The organism is Aureimonas fodinaquatilis (assembly GCF_008369445.1).
Classification (GTDB): Bacteria; Pseudomonadota; Alphaproteobacteria; order Rhizobiales; family Rhizobiaceae; genus Aureimonas; species Aureimonas fodinaquatilis.
Genome location: NZ_VTWH01000001.1, coordinates 1,237,001 through 1,257,845 on the forward strand (window position 1 = coordinate 1,237,001; position 20,845 = coordinate 1,257,845).

At 57.4% G+C, this 20,845-nt stretch carries 19 protein-coding genes and 1 pseudogene; 14 read left to right on the top strand and 6 right to left on the bottom strand.

The window, feature by feature from the left end; translation table 11 throughout:
- Window positions 1-26: 26 nt before the first annotated feature.
- The 10 genes from FPY71_RS05775 to FPY71_RS05820 all read left to right on the top strand — a co-directional run bounded on the left by FPY71_RS05775 (window position 27) and on the right by FPY71_RS05820 (window position 11,940).
- Window positions 27-941 carry a D-alanine--D-alanine ligase gene (locus FPY71_RS05775; RefSeq protein WP_149298434.1) on the top strand — a complete coding sequence of 305 codons (915 nt, stop codon included), beginning with the start codon at window positions 27-29 and terminating at the stop codon, window positions 939-941.
- Window positions 929-1,837, top strand: coding sequence for a cell division protein FtsQ/DivIB (locus FPY71_RS05780; protein ID WP_246160139.1), 909 nt, complete (start codon window positions 929-931; stop codon window positions 1,835-1,837). The genes FPY71_RS05775 and FPY71_RS05780 overlap by 13 nt, the downstream gene beginning before the upstream one ends.
- Entirely contained in the window at window positions 1,834-3,162 is a 1,329-nt protein-coding gene (ftsA, locus tag FPY71_RS05785; RefSeq protein ID WP_149298436.1) for a cell division protein FtsA, read from the top strand. Before FPY71_RS05780 ends, ftsA begins: the two co-directional genes overlap by 4 nt.
- Before the next feature lie 129 nt (window positions 3,163-3,291).
- A complete protein-coding gene (ftsZ, locus tag FPY71_RS05790; protein ID WP_149298438.1) occupies window positions 3,292-4,830 on the top strand; it encodes a cell division protein FtsZ in 1,539 nt (512 codons plus the stop codon).
- Window positions 4,831-5,131: 301 nt separating this feature from the next.
- Complete coding sequence (lpxC, locus tag FPY71_RS05795; RefSeq protein WP_425457859.1) at window positions 5,132-6,082, top strand: UDP-3-O-acyl-N-acetylglucosamine deacetylase; 951 nt, start codon at window positions 5,132-5,134, stop codon at window positions 6,080-6,082.
- 133 nt (window positions 6,083-6,215) lie between these two features.
- Window positions 6,216-7,109, top strand: a complete 894-nt coding sequence (locus FPY71_RS05800) for an outer membrane protein assembly factor BamD (RefSeq protein WP_149298442.1) — start codon at window positions 6,216-6,218, stop codon at window positions 7,107-7,109.
- A gap of 17 nt (window positions 7,110-7,126) precedes the next feature.
- Window positions 7,127-8,788: a DNA repair protein RecN gene (gene recN / locus FPY71_RS05805; RefSeq protein WP_149298444.1), complete on the top strand. Its 1,662-nt coding sequence runs from the start codon at window positions 7,127-7,129 to the stop codon at window positions 8,786-8,788.
- Window positions 8,789-8,795: 7 nt separating this feature from the next.
- Window positions 8,796-10,952, top strand: a complete 2,157-nt coding sequence (ligA, locus tag FPY71_RS05810; RefSeq protein WP_149298446.1) for an NAD-dependent DNA ligase LigA — start codon at window positions 8,796-8,798, stop codon at window positions 10,950-10,952.
- Between the two features lie 2 nt (window positions 10,953-10,954).
- Complete coding sequence (locus FPY71_RS05815) at window positions 10,955-11,650, top strand: AzlC family ABC transporter permease (protein WP_149298448.1); 696 nt, start codon at window positions 10,955-10,957, stop codon at window positions 11,648-11,650.
- On the top strand, window positions 11,647-11,940 hold the full coding sequence (locus FPY71_RS05820; RefSeq protein ID WP_149298450.1) for an AzlD family protein: 294 nt from the start codon (window positions 11,647-11,649) through the stop codon (window positions 11,938-11,940). Before FPY71_RS05815 ends, FPY71_RS05820 begins: the two co-directional genes overlap by 4 nt.
- Before the next feature lie 125 nt (window positions 11,941-12,065).
- Here FPY71_RS05820 and FPY71_RS05825 read toward each other — a convergent pair whose 3' ends face one another.
- A complete protein-coding gene (locus FPY71_RS05825) occupies window positions 12,066-13,052 on the bottom strand; it encodes a TIM44-like domain-containing protein (protein ID WP_246160140.1) in 987 nt (328 codons plus the stop codon).
- Between the two features lie 206 nt (window positions 13,053-13,258).
- On the opposite strand from FPY71_RS05825, the gene FPY71_RS05830 reads away from it, so the two are divergent.
- The gene (locus tag FPY71_RS05830; RefSeq protein ID WP_188052222.1) at window positions 13,259-13,783 is read left to right on the top strand and encodes a BA14K family protein; all 525 of its coding nucleotides are present in this window, start codon (window positions 13,259-13,261) and stop codon (window positions 13,781-13,783) included.
- Window positions 13,784-13,864: 81 nt separating this feature from the next.
- Here the strand turns inward: FPY71_RS05830 and FPY71_RS05835 are convergent, their stop codons facing one another.
- Window positions 13,865-15,685 carry an aminopeptidase P family protein gene (locus tag FPY71_RS05835; protein ID WP_149298455.1) on the bottom strand — a complete coding sequence of 607 codons (1,821 nt, stop codon included), beginning with the start codon at window positions 15,683-15,685 and terminating at the stop codon, window positions 13,865-13,867.
- Between the two features lie 223 nt (window positions 15,686-15,908).
- Between FPY71_RS05835 and FPY71_RS05840 the strand changes: the two genes are divergently transcribed.
- Window positions 15,909-16,115, top strand: a complete 207-nt coding sequence (locus tag FPY71_RS05840; RefSeq protein ID WP_149298457.1) for a hypothetical protein — start codon at window positions 15,909-15,911, stop codon at window positions 16,113-16,115.
- A gap of 62 nt (window positions 16,116-16,177) precedes the next feature.
- Here FPY71_RS05840 and FPY71_RS05845 read toward each other — a convergent pair whose 3' ends face one another.
- Window positions 16,178-17,038 carry a 50S ribosomal protein L11 methyltransferase gene (locus FPY71_RS05845; protein ID WP_149298459.1) on the bottom strand — a complete coding sequence of 287 codons (861 nt, stop codon included), beginning with the start codon at window positions 17,036-17,038 and terminating at the stop codon, window positions 16,178-16,180.
- 17 nt (window positions 17,039-17,055) lie between these two features.
- Window positions 17,056-17,682 (bottom strand): SCO family protein, encoded by a 627-nt coding sequence (locus FPY71_RS05850; protein ID WP_246160141.1) that lies wholly within the window; start codon window positions 17,680-17,682, stop codon window positions 17,056-17,058.
- Between the two features lie 98 nt (window positions 17,683-17,780).
- On the opposite strand from FPY71_RS05850, the gene FPY71_RS05855 reads away from it, so the two are divergent.
- Window positions 17,781-18,443, top strand: coding sequence for a DapH/DapD/GlmU-related protein (locus FPY71_RS05855; RefSeq protein WP_246160142.1), 663 nt, complete (start codon window positions 17,781-17,783; stop codon window positions 18,441-18,443).
- A gap of 33 nt (window positions 18,444-18,476) precedes the next feature.
- Complete coding sequence (locus tag FPY71_RS05860) at window positions 18,477-19,295, top strand: PhzF family phenazine biosynthesis protein (protein WP_149298460.1); 819 nt, start codon at window positions 18,477-18,479, stop codon at window positions 19,293-19,295.
- 6 nt (window positions 19,296-19,301) lie between these two features.
- On the opposite strand, the gene FPY71_RS05865 is transcribed toward FPY71_RS05860, so the two are convergent.
- Both FPY71_RS05865 and FPY71_RS18830 read right to left on the bottom strand, forming a co-directional pair.
- Entirely contained in the window at window positions 19,302-20,465 is a 1,164-nt protein-coding gene (locus tag FPY71_RS05865) for an MFS transporter (protein WP_246160143.1), read from the bottom strand.
- A gap of 164 nt (window positions 20,466-20,629) precedes the next feature.
- A pseudogene (locus FPY71_RS18830) lies at window positions 20,630-20,821 on the bottom strand (hypothetical protein); the annotation flags it as partial.
- Window positions 20,822-20,845 lie beyond the last annotated feature (24 nt).

Below are 20,845 nucleotides of genomic sequence, written 5' to 3' on the forward strand. Positions count from 1 at the left end.
ACCTTCTGCGATGGAGTGTGGATTCGATGCAGCAGCATGTGGCAGTTCTGATGGGCGGCATGTCCAGTGAAAGACCGGTCAGTCTTTCGTCGGGCAAGGCCTGCGCTGCTGCTTTGCAGGCAGAAGGTTATCGCGTTACCGAACTGGATGTCGGGCGCGACATTGCCTCGGTGTTGACCGAGCTGCGGCCCGATGTGGCATTCAACGCATTGCACGGCCCGTTCGGGGAAGATGGCACCATTCAGGGTGTTCTTGAATATCTGGAAATTCCCTACACGCATTCCGGCGTGCTGGCGTCTGCCCTGGCCATGAATAAGGAAAAGGCCAAGCTGGTTGCTTCCAATGCCGGGGTTGGCGTGGCGCAATCCATGCTGGTGGACCGGCTGGAAGTGGCGCGCGGCCACGTCATGCCCACGCCCTACGTGGTCAAGCCGGTGGCGGAAGGCTCCAGCTTTGGCGTTGTTATTGTGCGTGAAGATCAGGCGCACCCGCCGCAGCAACTTTCAGCAGTTGATTGGACATTTGGCGACACAGTTATGGTGGAGCGCTACATTCCCGGTCGCGAGCTGACATGTGCAGTCATGCATGATGTGGTTCTGGGCGTCTGTGAAATCGTGTCCAATGACCATGCCTTTTATGATTATGATGCGAAATATGCACCGGGCGGCTCGACGCATGTTGTGCCGGCGCCATTGCCTGACGCGGTAACAGCCAGAGTGCACGAATATGCCCTTGCTGCGCACCGCGCCCTTGGTTGCCGAGGCGTTTCGCGCTCGGACTTTCGTTACAACGACCAATTGGATGAGGTTATCTGGCTGGAAATCAACACCCAGCCGGGAATGACCCCCACATCGCTCGTTCCGGATATCGCTGCGGTTTACGGTCTGCCATTCGGCAAGCTGCTTGACTGGATGGTGAGGGACGCCTCATGCAAGCGGTAAGACAACCTCCACGCAATGCCGACATGCGGCCAATGAGCCGGGCTATCATGCGCGCACATATTCTGCTGCGCCGCTTTTCCGGTTACGCCCGCACATGCCAGGAATTTCCGCTGCCAAGATTTTCGGTGCTGGCAACGGTGGTGCTGGGATCAAGCCTTTTATACGGCGTCACTTCGGGTGGGCACACGGGCCTGGTGATTGACACTCTGGCAGAGCCAATGGGTTTTGCCATTGATCAGGTTGATGTCAGCGGCAACTCCGAAACCTCGCAGATTGATATCCTGCAAGCAATTTACACTGTTGGTGCGCAAACCCTGCCGGCATTGGACGTTGTGCATGCGCGTCAGGCGCTGGAGGAAATGCCGTGGGTGGAAAGCGCCTCGATCAGTAAAGTCTATCCGGGCCAGGTCATCGTCGAGATTGTTGAGAAACAGCCATTTGCCATCTGGCAGCATGGTCAGGATCTGGTGATTGTGGACCGCAGTGGCAAGCCAATCGTTGATTTTGCCACCACACGCTACACCGAGCTGCCATTGGTTGTCGGTGCCGGCGCCGATAAGGCCGCGGCAGATTTTCTCGACTATATCGAACTGGTGCCTGAGCTGAAGCCGCGCGTTACGGCATACATTCGTGTGGGGCAGCGCCGGTGGGACCTGCGGCTGGACAATGGCGTGACAATCCGCCTGCCAGAAAATGATGCGGTTGAAGCGGCAGCGGAAGTCGTGCGGATGGACCGCCAATATGGATTGCTTTCGCGCGATATTGCTTCGGTGGATATGCGTTTGACGGACAGAGTGACTGTGAAGCTGACGCCGGAGGCAATGGCCCGGCGGGAAGCTGCCATGGCCGAGCGTGCAAGAGTTGCCAGACAGGCAAGAAGGGAGAACCCGGCATGAGCCTGTTTCTGGGTATGAAAGATTCTCTGCCGCGTATTGAAAAGCTTTCGCCGCGTCGCACGCACCTGTTCTCGATCCTCGATGTAGGATCTTCCAAGGTGACATGCCTGATTGCGCGCCTGCGCCCGCGCCCGGAAAGTGAAGTGCTGCCTCACCGCACACATGTGGCAGAGGTGATTGGCATTGGTCACCAGCGATCACGCGGCATCAAGTCCGGCGTGGTGGTGGATCTGGCGGCGGCGGAGCAATCCATTCGCGCCTGTGTGGACGCTGCCGAGCGGCAGGCCGGGCTGACGATTGAAAGTCTGATTGTTTCCGTAACGTCCGGGCGGCTGAAAAGCATGCGCGGCACGGCAGAAATGACCATTGCCGGTAACGAGGTGGCGCAGAATGATCTTCGCCGTGTGCTGAACCAGTCTGCGCGCACGCAAATGGCGCCGGGCCGCGTTGCACTGCACTCTGTGCCCTTTGATCTTTCGCTGGATGGTGAAAACGGTCTGGATGATCCTGTTGGCATGGTTGGTGAAGTGCTGGGCGCGGAACTGCATGTGCTGACAGCCGAAGAAACGCCGTTGCGCAATCTGGAAGCAGCCATCAACCGCGCGCATCTGGTTGTCGAGGCTTTTGTGGCTGCGCCCTTTGCCTCCGGCCTTGCAACGCTGGTTGAAGATGAAGCGCGCATGGGCTCCGCCTGTATTGATATGGGCGCTGGCACAACCACGATATCGATATTCCAGAACGGGCACTTTGCCTATGCCGACGCTGTGGCAATGGGCGGACAGCACATCACCATGGATCTGGCGCGCGGGCTTTCAATCCGCCCCGAACAGGCCGAGCGTCTGAAGGTCATGCATGGCAATGCGCTGACCGAGCTTCTGGAAGATGGCGAGCCTGTAACTGTTGAAGCTTTGGCGGATGATGACGGGGAAGGCGAAATTCACGTTTCGCGCTCGCTTATTGCCCGGATTGTTCGCCCTCGGGTGGAAGAAACTCTGGAATTGATTCGTGACCGCCTGGGAAGTTCCGGGCTGGGTCATGTGATTGGCAAGCGCGTGGTTTTGACCGGCGGTGCCAGCCAGCTTGCCGGAATGTCGGGAGCAGCCAGGGAAATTCTGCAACGCAATGTCCGGCTGGGGCGACCAGTTGGCGTTTCCGGTTTGAGCACAGCCAACAAAAGCCCGGCTTTTTCAACGTCGGTCGGCTTGCTCATCTACCCGCAGATTGCCTGGCAGGAATATGTGGCGGAAACCTCACCTCTGGATTTTGCTTTCGACGAGAAAACCCGTGTCGGAAGAATTGGCTCATGGTTGAGGCGAAGTTTTTAGCGTTTTGAACTTGCCGCGCAAGTTTCACGCGGGGCAGCGAAAGTATGGTGCGCAGTACGCACTGGCATGAATCAAATCAAAAAGGGCCGGCGCGGCGAGGCGGCCAACTGCGAAAAGGAACCTTTGGATATGAGCATCAACCTCCAGAAGCCGGACATTACCGAGCTTAAGCCCCGCATCACCGTGTTTGGTGTAGGCGGCGGTGGCTGCAATGCTGTGAACAACATGATCAATGCTGGGCTGGAAGGCGTGGAGTTCGTTATCGCCAATACCGATGCCCAGGCACTGCGCTCGTCACGCGCAGAGCGCGTCATTCAGATGGGCGTCGCTGTAACCGAAGGTCTCGGTGCAGGTTCCCAGCCGGAAGTTGGCCGCGCCGCTGCTGAAGAATCACTGGATGAGATCTGCGACCATCTGCTTGGCTCGCATATGTGCTTCGTAACCGCCGGCATGGGCGGTGGTACCGGCACCGGTGCTGCACCTGTTGTGGCACGCGCCGCTCGGGAAAAAGGCATTCTGACAGTTGGCGTGGTGACCAAGCCTTTCCACTTTGAAGGCCAGCGCCGTCTGCGCATTGCCGAGCAGGGCATTGAAGAACTGCAGAAGAATGTGGACACGCTGATCGTTATTCCGAATCAGAATCTGTTCCGCATCGCCAATGACAAGACCACCTTTGCCGATGCATTCGGCATGGCAGATCAGGTTCTGTATTCCGGCGTGGCATGCATTACCGACCTGATGGTCAAGGAAGGCCTGATCAACCTGGACTTTGCCGATGTGCGCTCTGTGATGCGTGAAATGGGCAAGGCAATGATGGGCACGGGCGAAGCTTCCGGCGAAGGCCGCGCAATGGCTGCCGCTGAAGCGGCAATTGCCAATCCGCTGCTGGACGAAACGTCGATGAAGGGTGCGAAAGGCCTGCTGATTTCAATCACCGGTGGTCGCGACCTGACGCTGTTCGAAGTTGATGAAGCGGCTACCCGCATTCGCGAAGAAGTTGATCAGGATGCCAACATCATTCTGGGTGCAACATTTGACGAAAACCTCGAAGGCGTGATCCGCGTTTCTGTTGTTGCCACCGGCATCGACAAAACTGCTGCAGAAGCTTTTGACCGTCCTGCAGAGATGCGCCCGGTTGCAGCGCCTGCACCACGCGCCGCACCCGTTGCACCTCCGGTTCAGGAAGCCCCGGGGTTTGCTCAGCCAACGGCTCAGTCATTTGGGCAGCCCGCCGCACAGGTGCCTTCGCTGGGTGCCGAGCTGGAAGATGACTTCACCGCGGCTCTGGAAGCTGAAATTTCCATGGTTGCACCACAGGTTTCTCCGCGCACTGTGCAGACACCGGCTCAGACCCGGCTGCCACGTGTGGAAGATTTTCCACCAGTGGTTCAGGCGGAGATGGACCGTCATAATGGTATGGATGCCGGCAATGAGCGCGGTGCGCTTGGCCTTATCCGCAAGCTGACGAGCGGCCTTTCCCGTCGCGAGGTTGAGGGTGATGATGCATATGCGGCGCCGGTAGAGCGTCGCCCTGCACCGGAGCACAACCCATACGCCAATCGGCGTGTTGCGGCAGACTCAGCGGCTCGCCCTTACAGCCAGCCAAGGCAGCAGACCGACGAAGAGCAGCTGGAAATCCCGGCATTCCTGCGTCGCCAGTCCAACTGAGTGTAACAAACCGTTCACAAAAATAGCGATTGTTACCATCGACCCGCACCGCAAGGTGCGGGTCGATTTTGTTTAAGGTACTGAAAAATATGAGATTTACCTTCGGTTAAGCAAGTTTTCGGTAACATGGGGTAAAGAAGCGTGATTTGGCCAACAGCCTGCTAAACCCTAGTTTCCAGCATGAAAATAGCGGGTGTGGTTTGAGATGATGGTTTGCCCTTGTGGCAACTGATTAACCGCCCCGGAATATGCAGTGAAATTGCATGCGACATGGCAGGCACGACCTGCCGGAATCAAGGATGTGAACTTGGCTAAACAGCAACAGACGATTGGTGCCAGCATTGGCTTCAACGGTGTCGGCGTCCACAGCGGTGAAGCAGTGGAACTGACGTTGCATCCGGCAGATGCCGGAACCGGTGTTGTGTTTCAGGTGACCACGCCTTCTGGCGGCATACGCGAAATCAAAGCTGTCTCTGCCAATGTTTCCTCCACTGATCTGGCAACCGTTGTGGGTGAACCCAATGGGCCGGGAGTGGCCACAATCGAACATTTGATGGCGGCTCTTTACGCCATGGAAATCGACAATGTGATTGTGGAGATCGAGGGCCGCGAAGTGCCGATCATGGACGGCTGCTCGCACGCTTTCGTTCAGTCTATCCGCGAAGCCGGTTTTGTGCCGCAGCTTGCCGCACGCCGCTATGTTCGTGTGCTGAAGCCGGTGCGTGTGGAAATGGGCAGCGCATATGGCGAATATCGGCCGCACGATTCGACCCGATTCGAAATCGACATCGATTTCAGCTCTGCGGCAATTGGTCGCCAGAGCTTCAAGGCCGACCTGACTCCCGATCTTTTCTGCGAAGAAATTTCAAGAGCACGCACTTTCGGTTTCATGAAGGATGTTGAGCGTCTTTGGGCATCAGGTCATGCCCTTGGCTCTTCGCTGGAAAATTCCGTTGTGATTGGCGACGATGACGGTGTTATCAACCCTGGCGGGTTGCGCTACGTCGACGAATTCGTACGCCATAAGGCCCTGGACGCCATTGGCGATCAGGCTTTGGCCGGTGCGCGCATTCTGGGCTGCTACCGCTCCTATCGCGGTGGTCACCGGTTGAATGCAATGGCGTTGCAGGCGCTGTTGTCTGATCCGACCGCTTTTGAAATGGTGGAAGTGCCGGTTCGCACCGGCACCCGCGCAAGGCGCGAATTGTCCATCGGGGCGGCTTCGCCGGCTTATGAGCCGCAAAAACTCTGAGTATAATCACCAATTGCCTCAAAAAAGGCGCGTTAAGCGCCCTTCAAACATTGTCGGCACACTGGTCTTTCAAGTAGAAGGGCGGGGGAAGCGGGGCGACCCGCCGCCGTGTATGTAGCTGGGGAATTCGGACATGCGTCAATATACGCCCAAATTCAGCAGGTTTGCTTTTAAGCGGCCGTTGGCAATTGCTCTTTTGGCAGGGGCGGCAATATTACCTGCTGGCTGTATGTCCAGCAAAGATTCGGACATTGATGCGCTGGCTTTGGCATCGCAGACGGAACCGGCAGACCAGCTTTACAATCAGGGCCTCGCCAATCTGGAAGCAGGGCGGCTGAAAGAGGCGTCCGCCAAGTTTGAAGCCATCGACCGCCAGCACCCTTATTCCGAATGGGCGCGCAAGGCACTGGTCATGCGCGCATTCACATCCTACCGTTCGGGCGATTATGATGAGGCAGTGTCATCTGCCCGCCGTTACCTTTCGCTCTATCCGGGTTCGGATGAAGCAGCCTATGCGCAGTACATCATTGGCCTTGCCTATTTCCGGCAGATTCCGGAAGTCACGCGGGATCAGACAGACACGGCGCGCGCTGCTGCTGCCATGCAGGAAGTGATCGATCGCTATCCGGATTCGGAATATGTGGACGATGCGCAGGCAAAGCTGCGTCAGGCCAGAGACCAGATTGCCGGCAAGGATATGCAGATCGGCCGTTATTACCTGGAACGGCGCGATTATATTGCAGCGGTGAACCGCTTCAAGAATGTGGTCGACAATTTCAGCCAGACCCGCCATGTCGAAGAAGCGCTTTACCGTCTGGTGGAAGCGAACCTGGCGATGGGTATCCAGCCTGAAGCGCAGGCTGCAGCGTCGGTTCTGGGCCAGAACTTCCCGGAATCACCTTGGTACAGGGATGCCTATGCCCGGTTGCAGCAGGGCGGGCTTGAGCCAAGGGCAGCCGGTCCGGGGTCCTGGTTCGGCAATGCAGCCCGCAGGCTGGCTGGTGCGCCAGCGGCTCCGCAGGGTTGATAAGCCACTGAAGCAACATGCTGGTCCACCTTTCAATCCGCGATATTGTTCTGATCGAAAGGCTGGACCTGACGCTGGCAGATGGCCTGTCGGTTCTGACAGGCGAAACTGGTGCTGGCAAATCCATCCTTCTGGATTCGCTGACGCTTGCCCTTGGTGGACGGGGTGATGGTGGCTTGGTGCGGCACGGGGCTCGCCAGGGCGAGGTCAGCGCGGTTTTTGATCTGCCGGCCGACCATGCTGCCCGATTGAAGCTGGCTGAAAATGGCTTTGATGAAGATGGCGACCTCATCCTTCGCCGCATTCAGGGTGCGGATGGCCGCACACGGGTGTTTGTCAACGATCGGCCCTCCAGCGTTTCCCTGATGCGGGATCTGGGTGAAAGCCTGGTGGAAATTCACGGCCAGCATGATGATCGGGCTCTGGTCGACCCTTCTGCGCACCGGCGGTTGCTGGACGCCTATGGCGGCCTGACAGGTGAAGCGGATGCTGTAGCAAAAGCGTATTCTGCGTGGCGAGCCGCTGCAACTGCCTTGGCCGAGCAACTGGCCAGGGTGGAAGCTGCCGCGCGTGAGGCAGAATATCTTCGCAGTTCTGTGGATGAGCTTGCACAGTTGAACGCACAGGTTGGCGAAGAAGTGGAATTGGCTGACCGGCGGCAGATCATGATGCGCTCTGAAAAAATTGCCGGCGATGTGAATGAGGCGAATGAAGAACTGTCGGGCCATGGCTCGCCAGTTCCAGGCCTGGCCAGCCTGCTGCGGCGGCTGGACAGGCGCAGGGAAGAAGTGCCCGGGTTGCTGGATGAGGCAATTGACCGGCTGGGTCTTGCGCTGGATGCACTGTCAGACGCGCAGACCAGTCTTGAGCGTGCGCTTTTCAAAATCGAATTCAACCCTGCTGATCTTGAATCCACTGAGGAGAGGCTGTTTGCACTGCGTGCTGCTGGCCGCAAATATTCCGTGCCGGTGGATGATCTTGCGGCATTGCACCTGCGCATGGAAAGTGAGCTTGCCGAACTGGATGAGGGTGCCGGCCGTGTTTCTCGGCTGGAGCAGGATGTTGCGGAAAAACAGGCGCATTATGTGGAACTGGCGACCAGCCTGTCGCAGCGGCGGGTTGAAGCTGCAACGCAACTGGAATCGGCAGTTGCAGCCGAGCTGCCGGATCTGAAGCTGGAGCGCGCAACATTTCTGGTCAGCCTTGTTTCCGATGCAGAAAACGGCATGCCCAGTGGCTTTGATACCGTCGAGTTTCGCGTGCAGACCAATCCGGGCACATTGCCCGGACCAATGATGAAGGTGGCCTCGGGCGGCGAACTGTCCCGCTTTCTGCTGGCCTTGAAAGTGGCTCTGGCCGACCGCGGCTCGGCGCCGACACTCGTCTTTGATGAAATTGACACGGGGGTTGGCGGTGCGGTGGCGGATGCTATTGGCCGCAGGCTGGAGCGTCTGGCGCAGAAAGTGCAGGTGCTTTCTGTAACCCATGCGCCGCAAGTGGCGGCACGGGCTGCAACTCATCTTCTCATTTCCAAATCAGGCGAAGAAACGGTATCAACCAAAGTTACACCGATGGATCGGGCAGCCCGCCGTGAAGAGATTGCGCGGATGCTGGCCGGCGAGACGATTACTGATGCGGCCCGCGCGGCCGCAACGCAATTGATGGGCGAGGGAGCCTGATCAGGCTATGCCACAGGAAAAGCCGGTTGAAGAGCTGACGCTGGAGGAAGCGGCATCTGCCTTGGCCGCGTTGGCGCAGGAAATTGCCGAGCACGACCGGCGTTATTATCAGGATGATGCGCCCACAATAACCGATGCGGATTATGACGCCCTGCGCCGGCGCAACCTGGCCATTGAAGCGCAGTTTCCCGAACTGGTCCGTTCCGACACGCCATCGGCCAAAGTCGGCGCGCCACCGGCGGAAAAGTTTGGCAAGATTGTTCACTCTGTGCCGATGCTGTCGCTCGACAATGCGTTTTCCGATGCGGATGTTGCAGATTTTGCCAAACGCGTCCGGCGATTCTTGAAACTGCCAGACACTGCACCGCTTGCCATTACCGCAGAGCCGAAGATTGATGGCCTTTCGCTGTCACTCCGCTACGAGAATGGCGCGCTGGTCAGCGCTGCCACGCGTGGCGATCATACGGTGGGAGAAGATGTGACTGCCAATGCGCGGATGGTTGCGGATATCCCGCAACGTCTGAATGGCAAGCCGCCGGAAATATGTGAGGTTCGCGGCGAAGTTTACATGAGCCACGCTGATTTTTCTGCGCTGAATGAAGAACGGGCCAGTGCGGGCTTGCCGCTGTTTGCCAATCCTCGCAACGCGGCTGCGGGGTCCATGCGGCAACTGGATGCCTCGGTTACCAAAGCCAGGCCGCTGCGCTTTTTCGCCTATGCATGGGGGGAAATGAGCGAGTTGCCTGGCGGTACCCAAAGCGAAGTTGTGGCAGCGCTGAAAGAATTTGGATTTCAGATCAATCCCTTGATGCAACGATTTGATTCCGTTGAAGAATTGATTGCACATTACCGCAAGATCGAAGAGCTGCGTTCCAGTCTGGGTTACGATATTGACGGCGTTGTCTACAAGGTGGACCAACTGGACCTGCAACGCCGCCTCGGATTTGTGGCCCGGCATCCGCGCTGGGCAATTGCGCATAAATTCACCGCCGAAAAGGCACTGACCCGGCTCCTGGATATCGACATTCAGGTGGGGCGGACAGGGGCGCTGACGCCGGTGGCCAAGCTGCAACCGGTCACGGTGGGCGGTGTGGTGGTTTCCAACGCGACATTGCACAATGCCGATTACATCAAGGGCATTGGCCAGAATGGCGCGCAACTGCGTGAGGGCCGCGATATCCGTATCGGCGATATGGTGGTGGTGCAGCGTGCAGGCGATGTGATTCCGCAGATCCTGGACATTGTTCCGGATCAGAGGCCTGAGGGCGCAACACCCTTCGTATTTCCTGACCGCTGCCCGAAATGCGGCAGCCATGCTGTGCGGGAAGAGGGCGAGGTGGTGATACGCTGCACCGGCGGGTTGATCTGCCCGGCGCAGGCGGTGGAGCGGATCCGGCACTTTGTGTCACGCAATGCCATGGATATAGAGGGCCTGGGCGACAAGCAGGTCGAGTTTTTCTATCACGCCGAAGACGCTTCGCTGCGCATACATTCCCCCGCTGATATTTTCACTCTGGAAGCGCGGCAGGCGCAGTCTCTGACGCGGCTTGAAAATTTCGACGGCTTTGGTGCGCGGTCGGTGCGCAAATTGCTGGATGCGATCAACGAACGTCGCAAGGTGCCTTTGTCTCGCTATATCTTTGCGCTGGGCATTCGCCATGTTGGCGAAATCAATGCGCGCAGGCTGGCGCGTCACTACGGTTCCTACGCAGCCTTTGCAGCGGGGGCGCAGCAGGCGGTGGTGCCGGAGGACCGCAAGGACAAAGGCAATGATGCTTGGCAGGAGCTGAACGGCATTGATGGCATCGGCACTGTGGTGGCGCAGGCCGTGGTGGAGTTTTTTGCCGAAGCGCATAACCGCGACGCCTTGAATGCGCTTTTGGCAGCGGGCGTGGAGCCGCAGGACGAAGTGCATCAGGTTGCCGATGCCGGATCACCCGTGGCAGGCCAGACCATCGTGTTTACCGGGGCGCTGGAGAGGATGTCTCGCGAGGAAGCCAAGGCCATGGCAGAAGAGCTCGGCGCAAAGTCCGTGGACTCGGTTTCGAAAAAAACCAGTCTGGTTGTTGCCGGGCCGGGTGCCGGCTCGAAGCTTAAAAAGGCCGAAGAGCTGAACATACCGGTGATCGATGAAAATGCATGGTTTGAGTTGATTGGTCGCTGAGGATGTTTCGCTCAAGGGAATTTCGCGCGGGGCTGCGCGATGTCGGGCCAATTCTGGTGCCCATGCTGCCATTTGGCACGATCTACGGCGCGTTGGCCATTGATGCCGGGCTGACGCCCGCTCAGGCTCTTGGCATGTCGGTGTTTGTCTATGCCGGCGCTTCGCAAATGGCGGCCTTGCAGTTGATCGTGCTGGCAGCGCCAATGTGGGCGGTGCTCCTGTCCATGCTGATCATCAATTTTCGCCATGTGCTGTATTCGGCTTCTGTCGGGCGCAGTCTCAACCGGTTTTCACCAATGGCCAAGGCAGCGGCGTTTTTTGTGCTGGTGGACCCCAGCTTTGCTGCGGCCGAAGCGCGCGCAGCGCGCGGCACGCTGACAAAGACCTATTACTTCACTTATTCCCTCACGTTGTACATTGTGTGGTTCGCAGCAACGCTTGCCGGAATTGTTTTTGGCGGATTGATTGAAAATTCCCGGGCTTTTGCTCTGGATTTTGTGCTGCCGGTTTACTTTCTGGCACAGGCCATGGCGTTTCAGAAACGACCAGGGTTTTTTCCTGTTGCCGGTGCCAGCGTCCTTGCTTCGTCAACTGCTTACTTTGCTCTTGGCTCACCGTGGCACATCATGCTGGGCGGTTTGGCAGGCCTTATTGCAGCCGCGCTGATGCCACTTCCGGTCAAGGAAGGTCAGCAATGAACATCTGGCTTCTGATATTTCTGGCAACGTTGGCAACATATGCAACGCGCGCTGGCGGGCATGTTGTTCTGGCGCGCATGGGGCACGTGTCACCTCGGGTCAATGCCCTGCTGAACGCCGTGCCTGCGGCCGTGCTGCCAACGCTGGTGGTGCCTGCATTTGTGGATGGCGGCTGGCTGGAGAAGTCGGTTCTGGTACTGTGCGCCGCTCTGGCGCTGCGCTTTTCGCTGCTGAGCACGGTTGTTGCAGGTACAGCGATTGTCATTCTGGCGCGTGCACTGGGTGCATAGATGAACTTGCCATGCCCCTGAAAGTGAAAAAGCGTCCCGGGTGATTGCCCGAGACGCTCCAATTCTATTGTCTTCGAATTGCTCCAGCCGTTGAAACCATTCTGGCTCAACGTGATGGCTCTAAATCAGGCTTCCTGAATTGCGGTGATCTTCCACTCATCGTGGTGATCGCGCAGGAAGGTCCAGATTTCACTGGATTCCACCGGCTCACTGTCAGACCCTTCAACGATTTCACCGGTCTGCCGGTCCCGCAGGAACAGGATCATTGAATAGCGCATGGCAACAGTTGCGAATTCACGCGAGCCTTCTTTCCAGCTTTCGGCAATGTCACCCTGTTCCAGATGCACATCACGAACTTCACTCTTGACGCCGCGTGTCGCATTCTGCCCCAGCTCTTCAGACAGATAGGACATGATTTCCGGCGTGGTGATCTCGCGGATTGCCGCATAATCTTCCTTGCCGAAAGCCTGCTGCAACTGGTGCAGGCGCTGTTCAAAGATTTCCAGGTCCGGCGCCATAATGCCCAACTCGTCCGGCTGCGAAGCGTTGGTAGATGACTGGCCGACGCCAGCGCCCAGATGGCTGAAATCACGGCCAGCGCCACCGCCTGCATTGTTGTTCTGGCTTGGCTCTGTGTTGAAATTCAGCGGCGAAGGGCGGTTGCCAGCCGCTGCTGGCTGACGCGAGCGAAACAGACGGAAGAGCAGAAATGCCAGGCCACCGAATATGGCGAGCTGTGCCAGCATCGCCAGCATGCCACCCATTCCGCCAAAGCCGGCGCCCATCAACGCGCCAATCAGACCGCCCATCAGCAGGCCGCGCATGAGCGGGCTGCCGAACATGCCACCGCGGCTGGCTGCCGCTGCCGCACCGGCCGTGGCTGGTGCCGCTGCCGGATTGCCCGGCGTAGTCGAGCGTTGAACAGGTGCTGCTGCGGGTGCTGTGTTGGTTGCCGGTGCAGCCTGGTGCGTGCGCGCACCGCGGCTGCCAAAACTGCCGCCACGGCGAGCTTCGGCGTAATCAATGGCCGTCATCGTAAAGACCAGAGTTAAAACTCCGAGCAGTGTTGCCAGTCGAAACCTGTGCAGCGCGGCCATTGCCGAATCCTCCATGCATAATCTGCAAAGGATATAGGCGTGGCAGGATGATTGATTGAAGGGGCGGGACGCAACTTAGTGAGTTTTGTCGATCAACTTATCGCTATGATGGATCAAGAACGACTTTATCAGCGTTGTTGATGAAAGGTTAACAAATCGTTCAGCATCGGTTCAGGTGCGGAATGCTTCATGGGGGCAGAAGCTCTCCAAGGAGACAGGTCATGTCATTAGTACAGTCGATAAAAGGTAAGTCACTGGCGGTTGCGCTTGCGCTGGCAATGTTGCCTGCAAGCGTGGCTGTGCCACAAAATATGCAAAGCAGTGCAGGGTCGCTGATCAGCAGCCTGTTTGGTGCAACGGCGGCCAAGGCAGACCCATGGCGCAACTCATATCGTCGCGGGCACCAAGGCGGTTGGAATGGCGGGCGGAACTGGGATAACCGCCGCTACCATAACCGCAATTACAACAATCGGTATTATCGCAACTATAACAACGGCTACTATCGCAACCGCAACAACGACGCGACGGCGGCGATTGTGGGCGGAATTGTCGGGCTTGGTCTTGGTGCTGCCATTGCCAACTCGTACAACCAGCCACGTTATGTGCAACCAGCGCCGCAATATTCCTATGCGCCGGCACCGTGGTCGCGGGAGTGGTATCAGTATTGTTCGCAGCGTTACCGCAGTTTTGACCCGCAAAGTGGTACATTCCAGCCGTATAATGGGCAGCGTCGCATGTGCCGCTAACGACCGGGAATTTCTCGGGTAAAATTGATCTTGCCGGAATGCAGCTCCGCAATTGTCAGATTGCGGGGCTTCTTGCTGTTCTCAAACAGGTTTGGTTGCCGCTGCCAGCCATTGCCGGTCATTGTCATTCAGCAGCGGCGACAGTTTGTGGCGCACCGCTTCATGATAGCGGTTCAGCCAGTCGCGTTCCCACGTTTCAAGCAAGTCCTGCACGACCAAACGCAGGTCAATCGGTACAAAAGTCAGCGTTTCGAAACCATGCATCGGCATATCGCCGCCCTCAATCGGAGCAGGTGGGGTGACAACGATCAGATTTTCAATGCGAATGCCAAAATGCCCTTCGCGATAATAACCCGGTTCGTTGGACAGGATCATACCGGTTTCCAAAGGCGTTGCGCCGCGCTTGGACAGGGATTGTGGTCCCTCGTGTACAGCAAGGTAAGAACCAATGCCGTGGCCGGTGCCATGGGCATAGTCGCAGCCTGATTTCCACAAAGCTGTGCGCGCCAGCGGGTCCAGATCCTGGCCACGTGTGCCCGCTGGGAACCGAATGTCCGAAATGGCGATCATGCCTTTCAGCACAAGAGTGAACTTGCGCCGACGCTCTTCATCCACCGCGCCAATTGCGACCGTTCGGGTGATGTCTGTGGTGCCATCTCGGTACTGCGCCCCGGAATCAATCAGGAACAGCTCTCCCTCCTGAAGGGTTCGATCGGACTGAAAATTAACGCGATAATGCGGCAGAGCGGCGTTAGGACCAGATCCGGCTATGCTGTCGAACGAAACATCCAGAAGCGGCATTTGCGTCTGCTGGCCGATGACACTGCGAGCCGCTTCAAGCCGGGTCGCCGCTGAAATTTCGCTGACGGAGCCAGGTTCCTGCTGGTCCAGCCAGTGAAGAAACTGCACCATTGCTGCCCCGTCGCGCAAATGGGCCGTGCGCGCGCCTTCCAGCTCAATGGCATTTTTACGGGCGCGGGGCAGGCGTGCAGGATCAGGCTTTTCAATGACCTTTCCGCCGCCCTCCATAATCAACTGAGCAATTTTTTCTGCGGTGAGGGCAGGGTCGATCAGCACTTTTGCGCCCGCACCCAAAGCCTTCAACTCCGCTTCAAACTCCTCAGGCAGTTTCAGATCGGCCAGTTGGGACAAATAACGGAGCGCCTCTTCATCCAGCTTTTCCGGGTCAATGAACAGCATTGGCCTGGCCTGCAGCCGCAAAATCGCAAAACCCAGTGCCAGCGGTGTGTGGGGCACATCTGAACCGCGAATGTTGAAGGCCCAGGCTATTGATGACGGGTCAGAAATGACGGCGGCATTGCCACTGGCTGAGCTGATGGTTTCAGCCAGTTCAGCCAGCTTGCTGGCAACATTGCGCCCGGCAAATTGTTCGGGATGCAGAACCACTGCGCCCTTGGGCGGCAAAGGCCGGTCTGGCCACAACCGATCCACCGGGTTGTGATCCAGCGGGACAATCTGAAAACCATGGTCCGAGGCGGCTTGATTCAGCGCTGATATTTCGCCTCGCGTATGAAGCCATGGGTCAAAACCGATCGTCAGACCAACGGCCTTGTCTGCGAGAAAGCGCGACAGTGGCATATCCACAGAGCTGCCAATTGCAACCGCGTTGGCGTCCACTTGCTGGCTGGCCTGAGTCGTATAGCGTCCATCCACAAACAACACCGCGCTTTCCGGCAGAACCAGCGCATAGCCGGCAGAGCCTGAAAAGCCGGTGAGCCAGCGCAGCCGTGCGGCGCAATCGGGAATATATTCGCCTTGATGCTCATCCGCTCGTGGAACAATGAACCCATCAACCCCAAGTTGCGCCAGTGATTTGCGCAGCAATGCCAGCCGCTCCGCGCTTTCCAGGGAGCTGGCGGTTTCTTCAAACGATTGGAACATCTGGCGAGTCCTTTGGCGAGGATGAAGATTTTATGAACGAAGTCGAGAATCGCAGTGCAGTTTACGAACAGCAGCTATGCATAACCATGGCTGGCTCGGTGGCTTGATATAGAGCATATTTCAAACAGGGAGGTACTCATGCATTGGCCTGATTTGGCCGATGTGGTTGCAAAAAATTTGCGCCATGGGCACCCATTCTGCGCAAAGCCGCCTGAAAGCTGAAATGATGTTGACGATAAATGACGAGCGTTGCACGCAATATTCCCCGCGGTTTCCGCAGCTTGCGCGCCGTATTTCCAGCGCACAGGGCCGCCGCCTGCCGTTTCGCCTGCAGTTGGTAGCAGGCCGCAGCAGCGACCGCGAACCCATGGCCATGCAGGCCGGATATCGCATGTCGCTGTTTGATGCTGCTGCGCCCGAGCGCAACTGACCTTTACAGCTTGGTTGAGCCGCACTGGTTTTCGTTGAAGCTCGAACGGTCAACGGGAAACACTATCTGGTCAGATGCAGTGTGACCCATTCTCCCAGCTCCACCGTTTTGCGGTGGTGCAAGCCACTGGCAAGATAGGCCCCCAGCACATCATCTCGCTGCCGGGTCAAAATTCCTGACAGAATAATATTGCCGCCAGGCGCAAGTTGCTGCTCCATCTCCGGGGCCAGCGTCATCAGCGGCCCGGCCAGAATATTGGCAATGATCAGGTCAAACGGGCCTGCCTGTTGAAAAGCAGGGGAGTCAAAACCGGTGGCGACCACGGTTTTCACATGCTCATCCGTGCCATTGCCGCGCACATTTTCTTCCGCCACATCCACAGCCACCGGATCGATATCGGTGGCCAGAACCGGAATTTCTGCCAGCTTGGCCACGGCAATGGCCAAGACCGCACTGCCGGTGCCCAGATCCAGCGCGTTGGCTGGGGCAAATTTCTGCACGATCTCATCAATCAGCATCAGGCACCCGGCGGTTGTGCCGTGATGCCCGGTGCCAAAAGCCTGTCCGGCTTCAATCTCAATGCCAATATCACCTGCTTCCACCCGGTCGCGGTCATGCGCGCCATGCACAAGAAAGCGCCCGGCCCGAACAGGTTTCAAGTCAGCGAGCACACTTGCCATCCAGTCGATGTCCGGCAGATCCTCAACCTCTGGCGTTAACGGCGCGAAGACCGCGCGGATCGATGCCGGATCAATCTGGTCCGGATTTTCGAAATAGGCGGACACTTCGTGAATATCCGCAGCCTCATCAATTTCAATTATTGCGATTGGTGCGCCGTCTTCGCCAAATGTTGCGTCCAGACGGTCAAAAGCGGCCTGCGCTTGTGCACGCGGTGCTGAGGCGAAATATCTCTGCTGTCCCACCGGTTTTCCTTTTTTGATTATAATGTGGTCAGGCGTTTAAGCTTTTCGCGCGCAGTATCGGTGTTTTCACCGTAAGCCAGTGTGCCGACAAATTGTCCTTCACGCCCCAGCAGAAACACAGAAGCCGTATGGTCCATGGTGTAATCGCCATCGGTTTCCACGCGCGTGTAATGCACGCCCCAGCCTTTCAGCATGGCGCGCACCGCTTCCGGGTCGCCACTGATCGCGGTGATGTTGGCATCCAGCCCGCTGATATAGGACTTCATGACCTCCGGCGTGTCCCGCTCCGGGTCCACGGTAACGAAAAACACTTTCAGCTCCTGACCGTCAGCGGCGAGAGCCTGCTGGTGACCTGCCAGTTCATAAAGCGTTGTCGGGCAGACTTCCGGGCAATGGGTAAAGCCGAAGAACACTGCCGCCGCGCCGCCGCGCAGATCCGTTTCAGAGATTGTCTCGCCGTTCTGGTCTGTCAACTGAAAGGGCGTGCCATAAGGCTCCAGCGCTTGCCCGACCGTGGTCACCTGCCGCGCGCCAAGCGCCCATACGATGGCAAGAGCCACCGCCACGACAACAACCATGCTCCATAGAGCCCAGCGCAACCGGGCAAAAGGGCGCCGTGGCGCGCCATCGGGTTTTTCAGCCATTTTGCTTCTCCAGATATTTCACCCGCGATACATGATCGTTTAAACGGGGCATAGAGCTATTTGTGCAAACAGCACATGATTCAGCAGGAAGTGCGACGGTGACAGACGAAACTCATGAGATTTCGCAGGATTTGCGCTTTCGGCAGGATGAGCCGAAAATTCACAGCAGTGCAGACCTCAAGGGCGTGCGGCTGGGGCGGTTTTGCGAAATTGGCCCACGCTGCCTGTTGCGGGATGTGACTTTGGGCGATTTTTCCTATTTCGAACGGGGCGGCGAGGCAATCTACACGTCAATCGGCAAGTTCTGTTCAATAGCTGCCAATGTGCGCATCAATGCGCTTGATCACCCGATGCAGCGGCTGACCACGCACAAGATCAGCTATCGCCCGAATGAGTATTTTCGATATCTCCCGCTGGATTCCAGTTTTCGTCAGCAGCGGAGGGACAAACCGGTTTCGATCGGTCACGATGTGTGGATTGGCCACGGAGCAGTGATTATGCCAGGTGTCAGCATCGGCAATGGCGCCGTTGTTGGTGCCAATGCCGTCGTCACAAAAGATGTGGCGGCATTTGCTGTTGCGGCAGGTGTACCGGCCCGCAAATTGCGCGACCGTTTTTCACCAGCCATTGCCAACAGAATTGCTGCGCTGGAATGGTGGAATTGGCCGCGTGAATTTCTGTTTGACGCGGTGAGCGATATGCAGCAACTGCCGATTGAAATTTTTCTGGACAAGTGGGAGCCGCTGGCACTTGGTCAATAGGCGCTGGCTGGCGGAACGGGTGGGGGCGACATCATGGCGAAATATCCAATCTGGCAGGTCGATGCCTTTGCCAGCCGCCTGTTTGCAGGCAATCCGGCGGCGGTGGTTGTGCTGCCGTATTGGCTTGGCGACAAACAACTTGCTGCCATCGCACAGGAAAACAACCTCTCTGAAACGGCGTATCTGGTTGGAGCGGGTGATAACACCTGGGAATTGCGGTGGTTCACCCCTGCAGTCGAGGTGCCCTTGTGCGGGCATGCCACTTTGGCCAGCGCCTATGTGCTGCAGACGGAGCTGGGGTTTGCGCCCCCGTTTCACTTTTTGACCCGCAGCGCCGGTGTCCTCACGGTAACAGCCACGGCACAGGGCCTGGAAATGGCTCTGCCGCGCCGTAACCTTCTGCCAGGTGGTGACCCGGGCAAGGTGGAAAATGCCATTGGCATTCGGGTGCTGGAAACCCGGCTGGTGCCCGTTGCCGGTGATGAAACCATTCTGGCGCTGGTTGAAAATGAGTCTTCGCTGATGACCATGCGACCGGATATTGCCGCCGTGGCGGCGCTGGATGCGCGCAGCCTGATTGTAACGGCGCCAGCGGATGGCGGGGACTTTGTTTCAAGATTTTTTGCTCCGCGCCATGGCCTGGACGAAGACCCCGTAACGGGTTCTGCCCATTGCGCGCTTGCACCTTACTGGGCAGAGCGGTTGAACAAGACCGAATTTCAGGCGCGGCAGATTTCTCGCCGGGGCGGCGAATTGTTCTGCCGGCTGGTGGACGATATCGTCTATGTATCCGGCAATGCCGTGCTTTATCTGGCCGGGGAAATCCGGCTGGGCCAGAGCGAAATTCGCTAACCAGTTTCAGCTTTTCGTAAAATCTGCCGTCCGCACCAGATTGGCCATGAAAAATATAAGCATCATGAACAGGCTGAAGGCGACGAAGATCATCGAGAAACCGGTTCTTTCTGCCACGAGGCCTATCAGGGAGGGGGCGGCCAATGTGCCCGCATATCCCATAGTGGCAGAAACGCTCATGCCCACACCTGTAGGCACTCCGGCTTGATTACCCGCAGCGGAGAATGCGATTGGCACAATATTGGCGATGCCAAGACCGACAAAAGCAAAAGCCAGCATGACAACCCAATATGAACCGGACAGACCAGCAACCAACAGGCCAACTGCCGCGGTCAGACTGGACCATTGCAATGTCCTGACAGCGCCGAAATGAGCGCGAACTGAATCTCCGGAAAACCTGACTATGGCCATTGTGGCGGAAAGGGCTGCAAACGCCCAACCGGAAAAGGCAAGATCTGCGCCCAATTCGTCTGTGAGATAGAGCGCAGACCAGCTGCGAATTGCGCCTTCCGGTATCATGCCCAACAATGCGATGAGACCTATAAGATAAATGGTGGGCGACTTCGGGAAGGAAAAACGCAGTTTGCTGGAGAAGTCGGCCGCCGGATCCTTGATGACGTGCCGCCAGGTGACCATCAACAGCGCCGCACTGATGACGCCGACGGCAAATGCGTGACCAACAAAGCCCAGAGTTTCAATTGCAGTGCCGCCGGCCGCTCCTCCAACAAAGCCGCCCAGACTCCAGAAGCCATGTGAGGAAGACATGATCGGGCGGGCGTAGGACTGCTCGACCACTGCAGCGTTTGCATTCATGGAAACATCCATGCCGCCGCTGACGCCGCCGAACAGAAACAGGAGGATATAAGCGGGCCAAAGCGACGTTATGAGCGAAACGCATGGCAGGGCAAAAACAAACGCTACGGTGAAAGCCAGTGTGACGTTTCTGGAGCCATATCTGGCCATCAGCCAGCCAGACAGTGGCATGAAAATCAAAGCGCCGACGCCGAATGCCACAAGCAACATGCCCAAAGTGAATTCGGTAATCTGCAATTGCCGAACCATGACCGGAATTTGCGACGCCCAACTGCCCAACACTGCGCCGTTCAGAAAAAACAATGCAGCCACAGCCCATCGCGCAGGCTGGCTGCGAAAGAAAACGCTTACATTCACGAAAATTACTCCCAAATCCCCTCAAAGTCGAAGATATGGAGTGTGAAAAATTTCAGCAATGCTTATTATGAGGATATAATGAAATCGCCTACATTGCCGTTTGTGGCAATTTGAAACAGGCGACCAATCTCGGCTCGGTTGGATTTGCGACTGGATGTCAGCGATCAGATAGGCTGGACAAATCCTTCCAGCACGCGCTTTTGCCCGGCTTTGTCAAAATCAACGGTCAGCTTGTTGCCATCCACAATCGCAACCGTGCCATTGCCAAATTTCAGGTGGAACACTCTGTCACCTTCAGAAAACTGACTCGGCGTTTCTGCTACCGACTTGGCGATCAATTCCCCGGAAATCTCGCGCGGGCCGCCCGCAATGGCCGATGA

Excerpts from the sequence above, each read along its gene's own strand:
- FPY71_RS05830 (WP_188052222.1), top strand. The coding sequence starts at position 13,259 with ATGTCATTAGTACAGTCGATAAAAGGTAAGTCACTGGCGGTTGCGCTT.
- FPY71_RS05825 (WP_246160140.1), bottom strand. The coding sequence starts at position 13,052 with ATGGAGGATTCGGCAATGGCCGCGCTGCACAGGTTTCGACTGGCAACA.
- FPY71_RS05820 (WP_149298450.1), top strand. The coding sequence starts at position 11,647 with ATGAACATCTGGCTTCTGATATTTCTGGCAACGTTGGCAACATATGCA.
- FPY71_RS05780 (WP_246160139.1), top strand. The coding sequence starts at position 929 with ATGCAAGCGGTAAGACAACCTCCACGCAATGCCGACATGCGGCCAATG.
- FPY71_RS05815 (WP_149298448.1), top strand. The coding sequence starts at position 10,955 with ATGTTTCGCTCAAGGGAATTTCGCGCGGGGCTGCGCGATGTCGGGCCA.
- FPY71_RS05835 (WP_149298455.1), bottom strand. The coding sequence starts at position 15,685 with ATGTTCCAATCGTTTGAAGAAACCGCCAGCTCCCTGGAAAGCGCGGAG.
- recN (WP_149298444.1), top strand. The coding sequence starts at position 7,127 with ATGCTGGTCCACCTTTCAATCCGCGATATTGTTCTGATCGAAAGGCTG.
- ftsZ (WP_149298438.1), top strand. The coding sequence starts at position 3,292 with ATGAGCATCAACCTCCAGAAGCCGGACATTACCGAGCTTAAGCCCCGC.
- FPY71_RS05850 (WP_246160141.1), bottom strand. The coding sequence starts at position 17,682 with ATGGCTGAAAAACCCGATGGCGCGCCACGGCGCCCTTTTGCCCGGTTG.
- FPY71_RS05860 (WP_149298460.1), top strand. The coding sequence starts at position 18,477 with ATGGCGAAATATCCAATCTGGCAGGTCGATGCCTTTGCCAGCCGCCTG.
- FPY71_RS05840 (WP_149298457.1), top strand. The coding sequence starts at position 15,909 with ATGATGTTGACGATAAATGACGAGCGTTGCACGCAATATTCCCCGCGG.
- ftsA (WP_149298436.1), top strand. The coding sequence starts at position 1,834 with ATGAGCCTGTTTCTGGGTATGAAAGATTCTCTGCCGCGTATTGAAAAG.
- FPY71_RS05775 (WP_149298434.1), top strand. The coding sequence starts at position 27 with ATGCAGCAGCATGTGGCAGTTCTGATGGGCGGCATGTCCAGTGAAAGA.
- ligA (WP_149298446.1), top strand. The coding sequence starts at position 8,796 with ATGCCACAGGAAAAGCCGGTTGAAGAGCTGACGCTGGAGGAAGCGGCA.
- FPY71_RS05800 (WP_149298442.1), top strand. The coding sequence starts at position 6,216 with ATGCGTCAATATACGCCCAAATTCAGCAGGTTTGCTTTTAAGCGGCCG.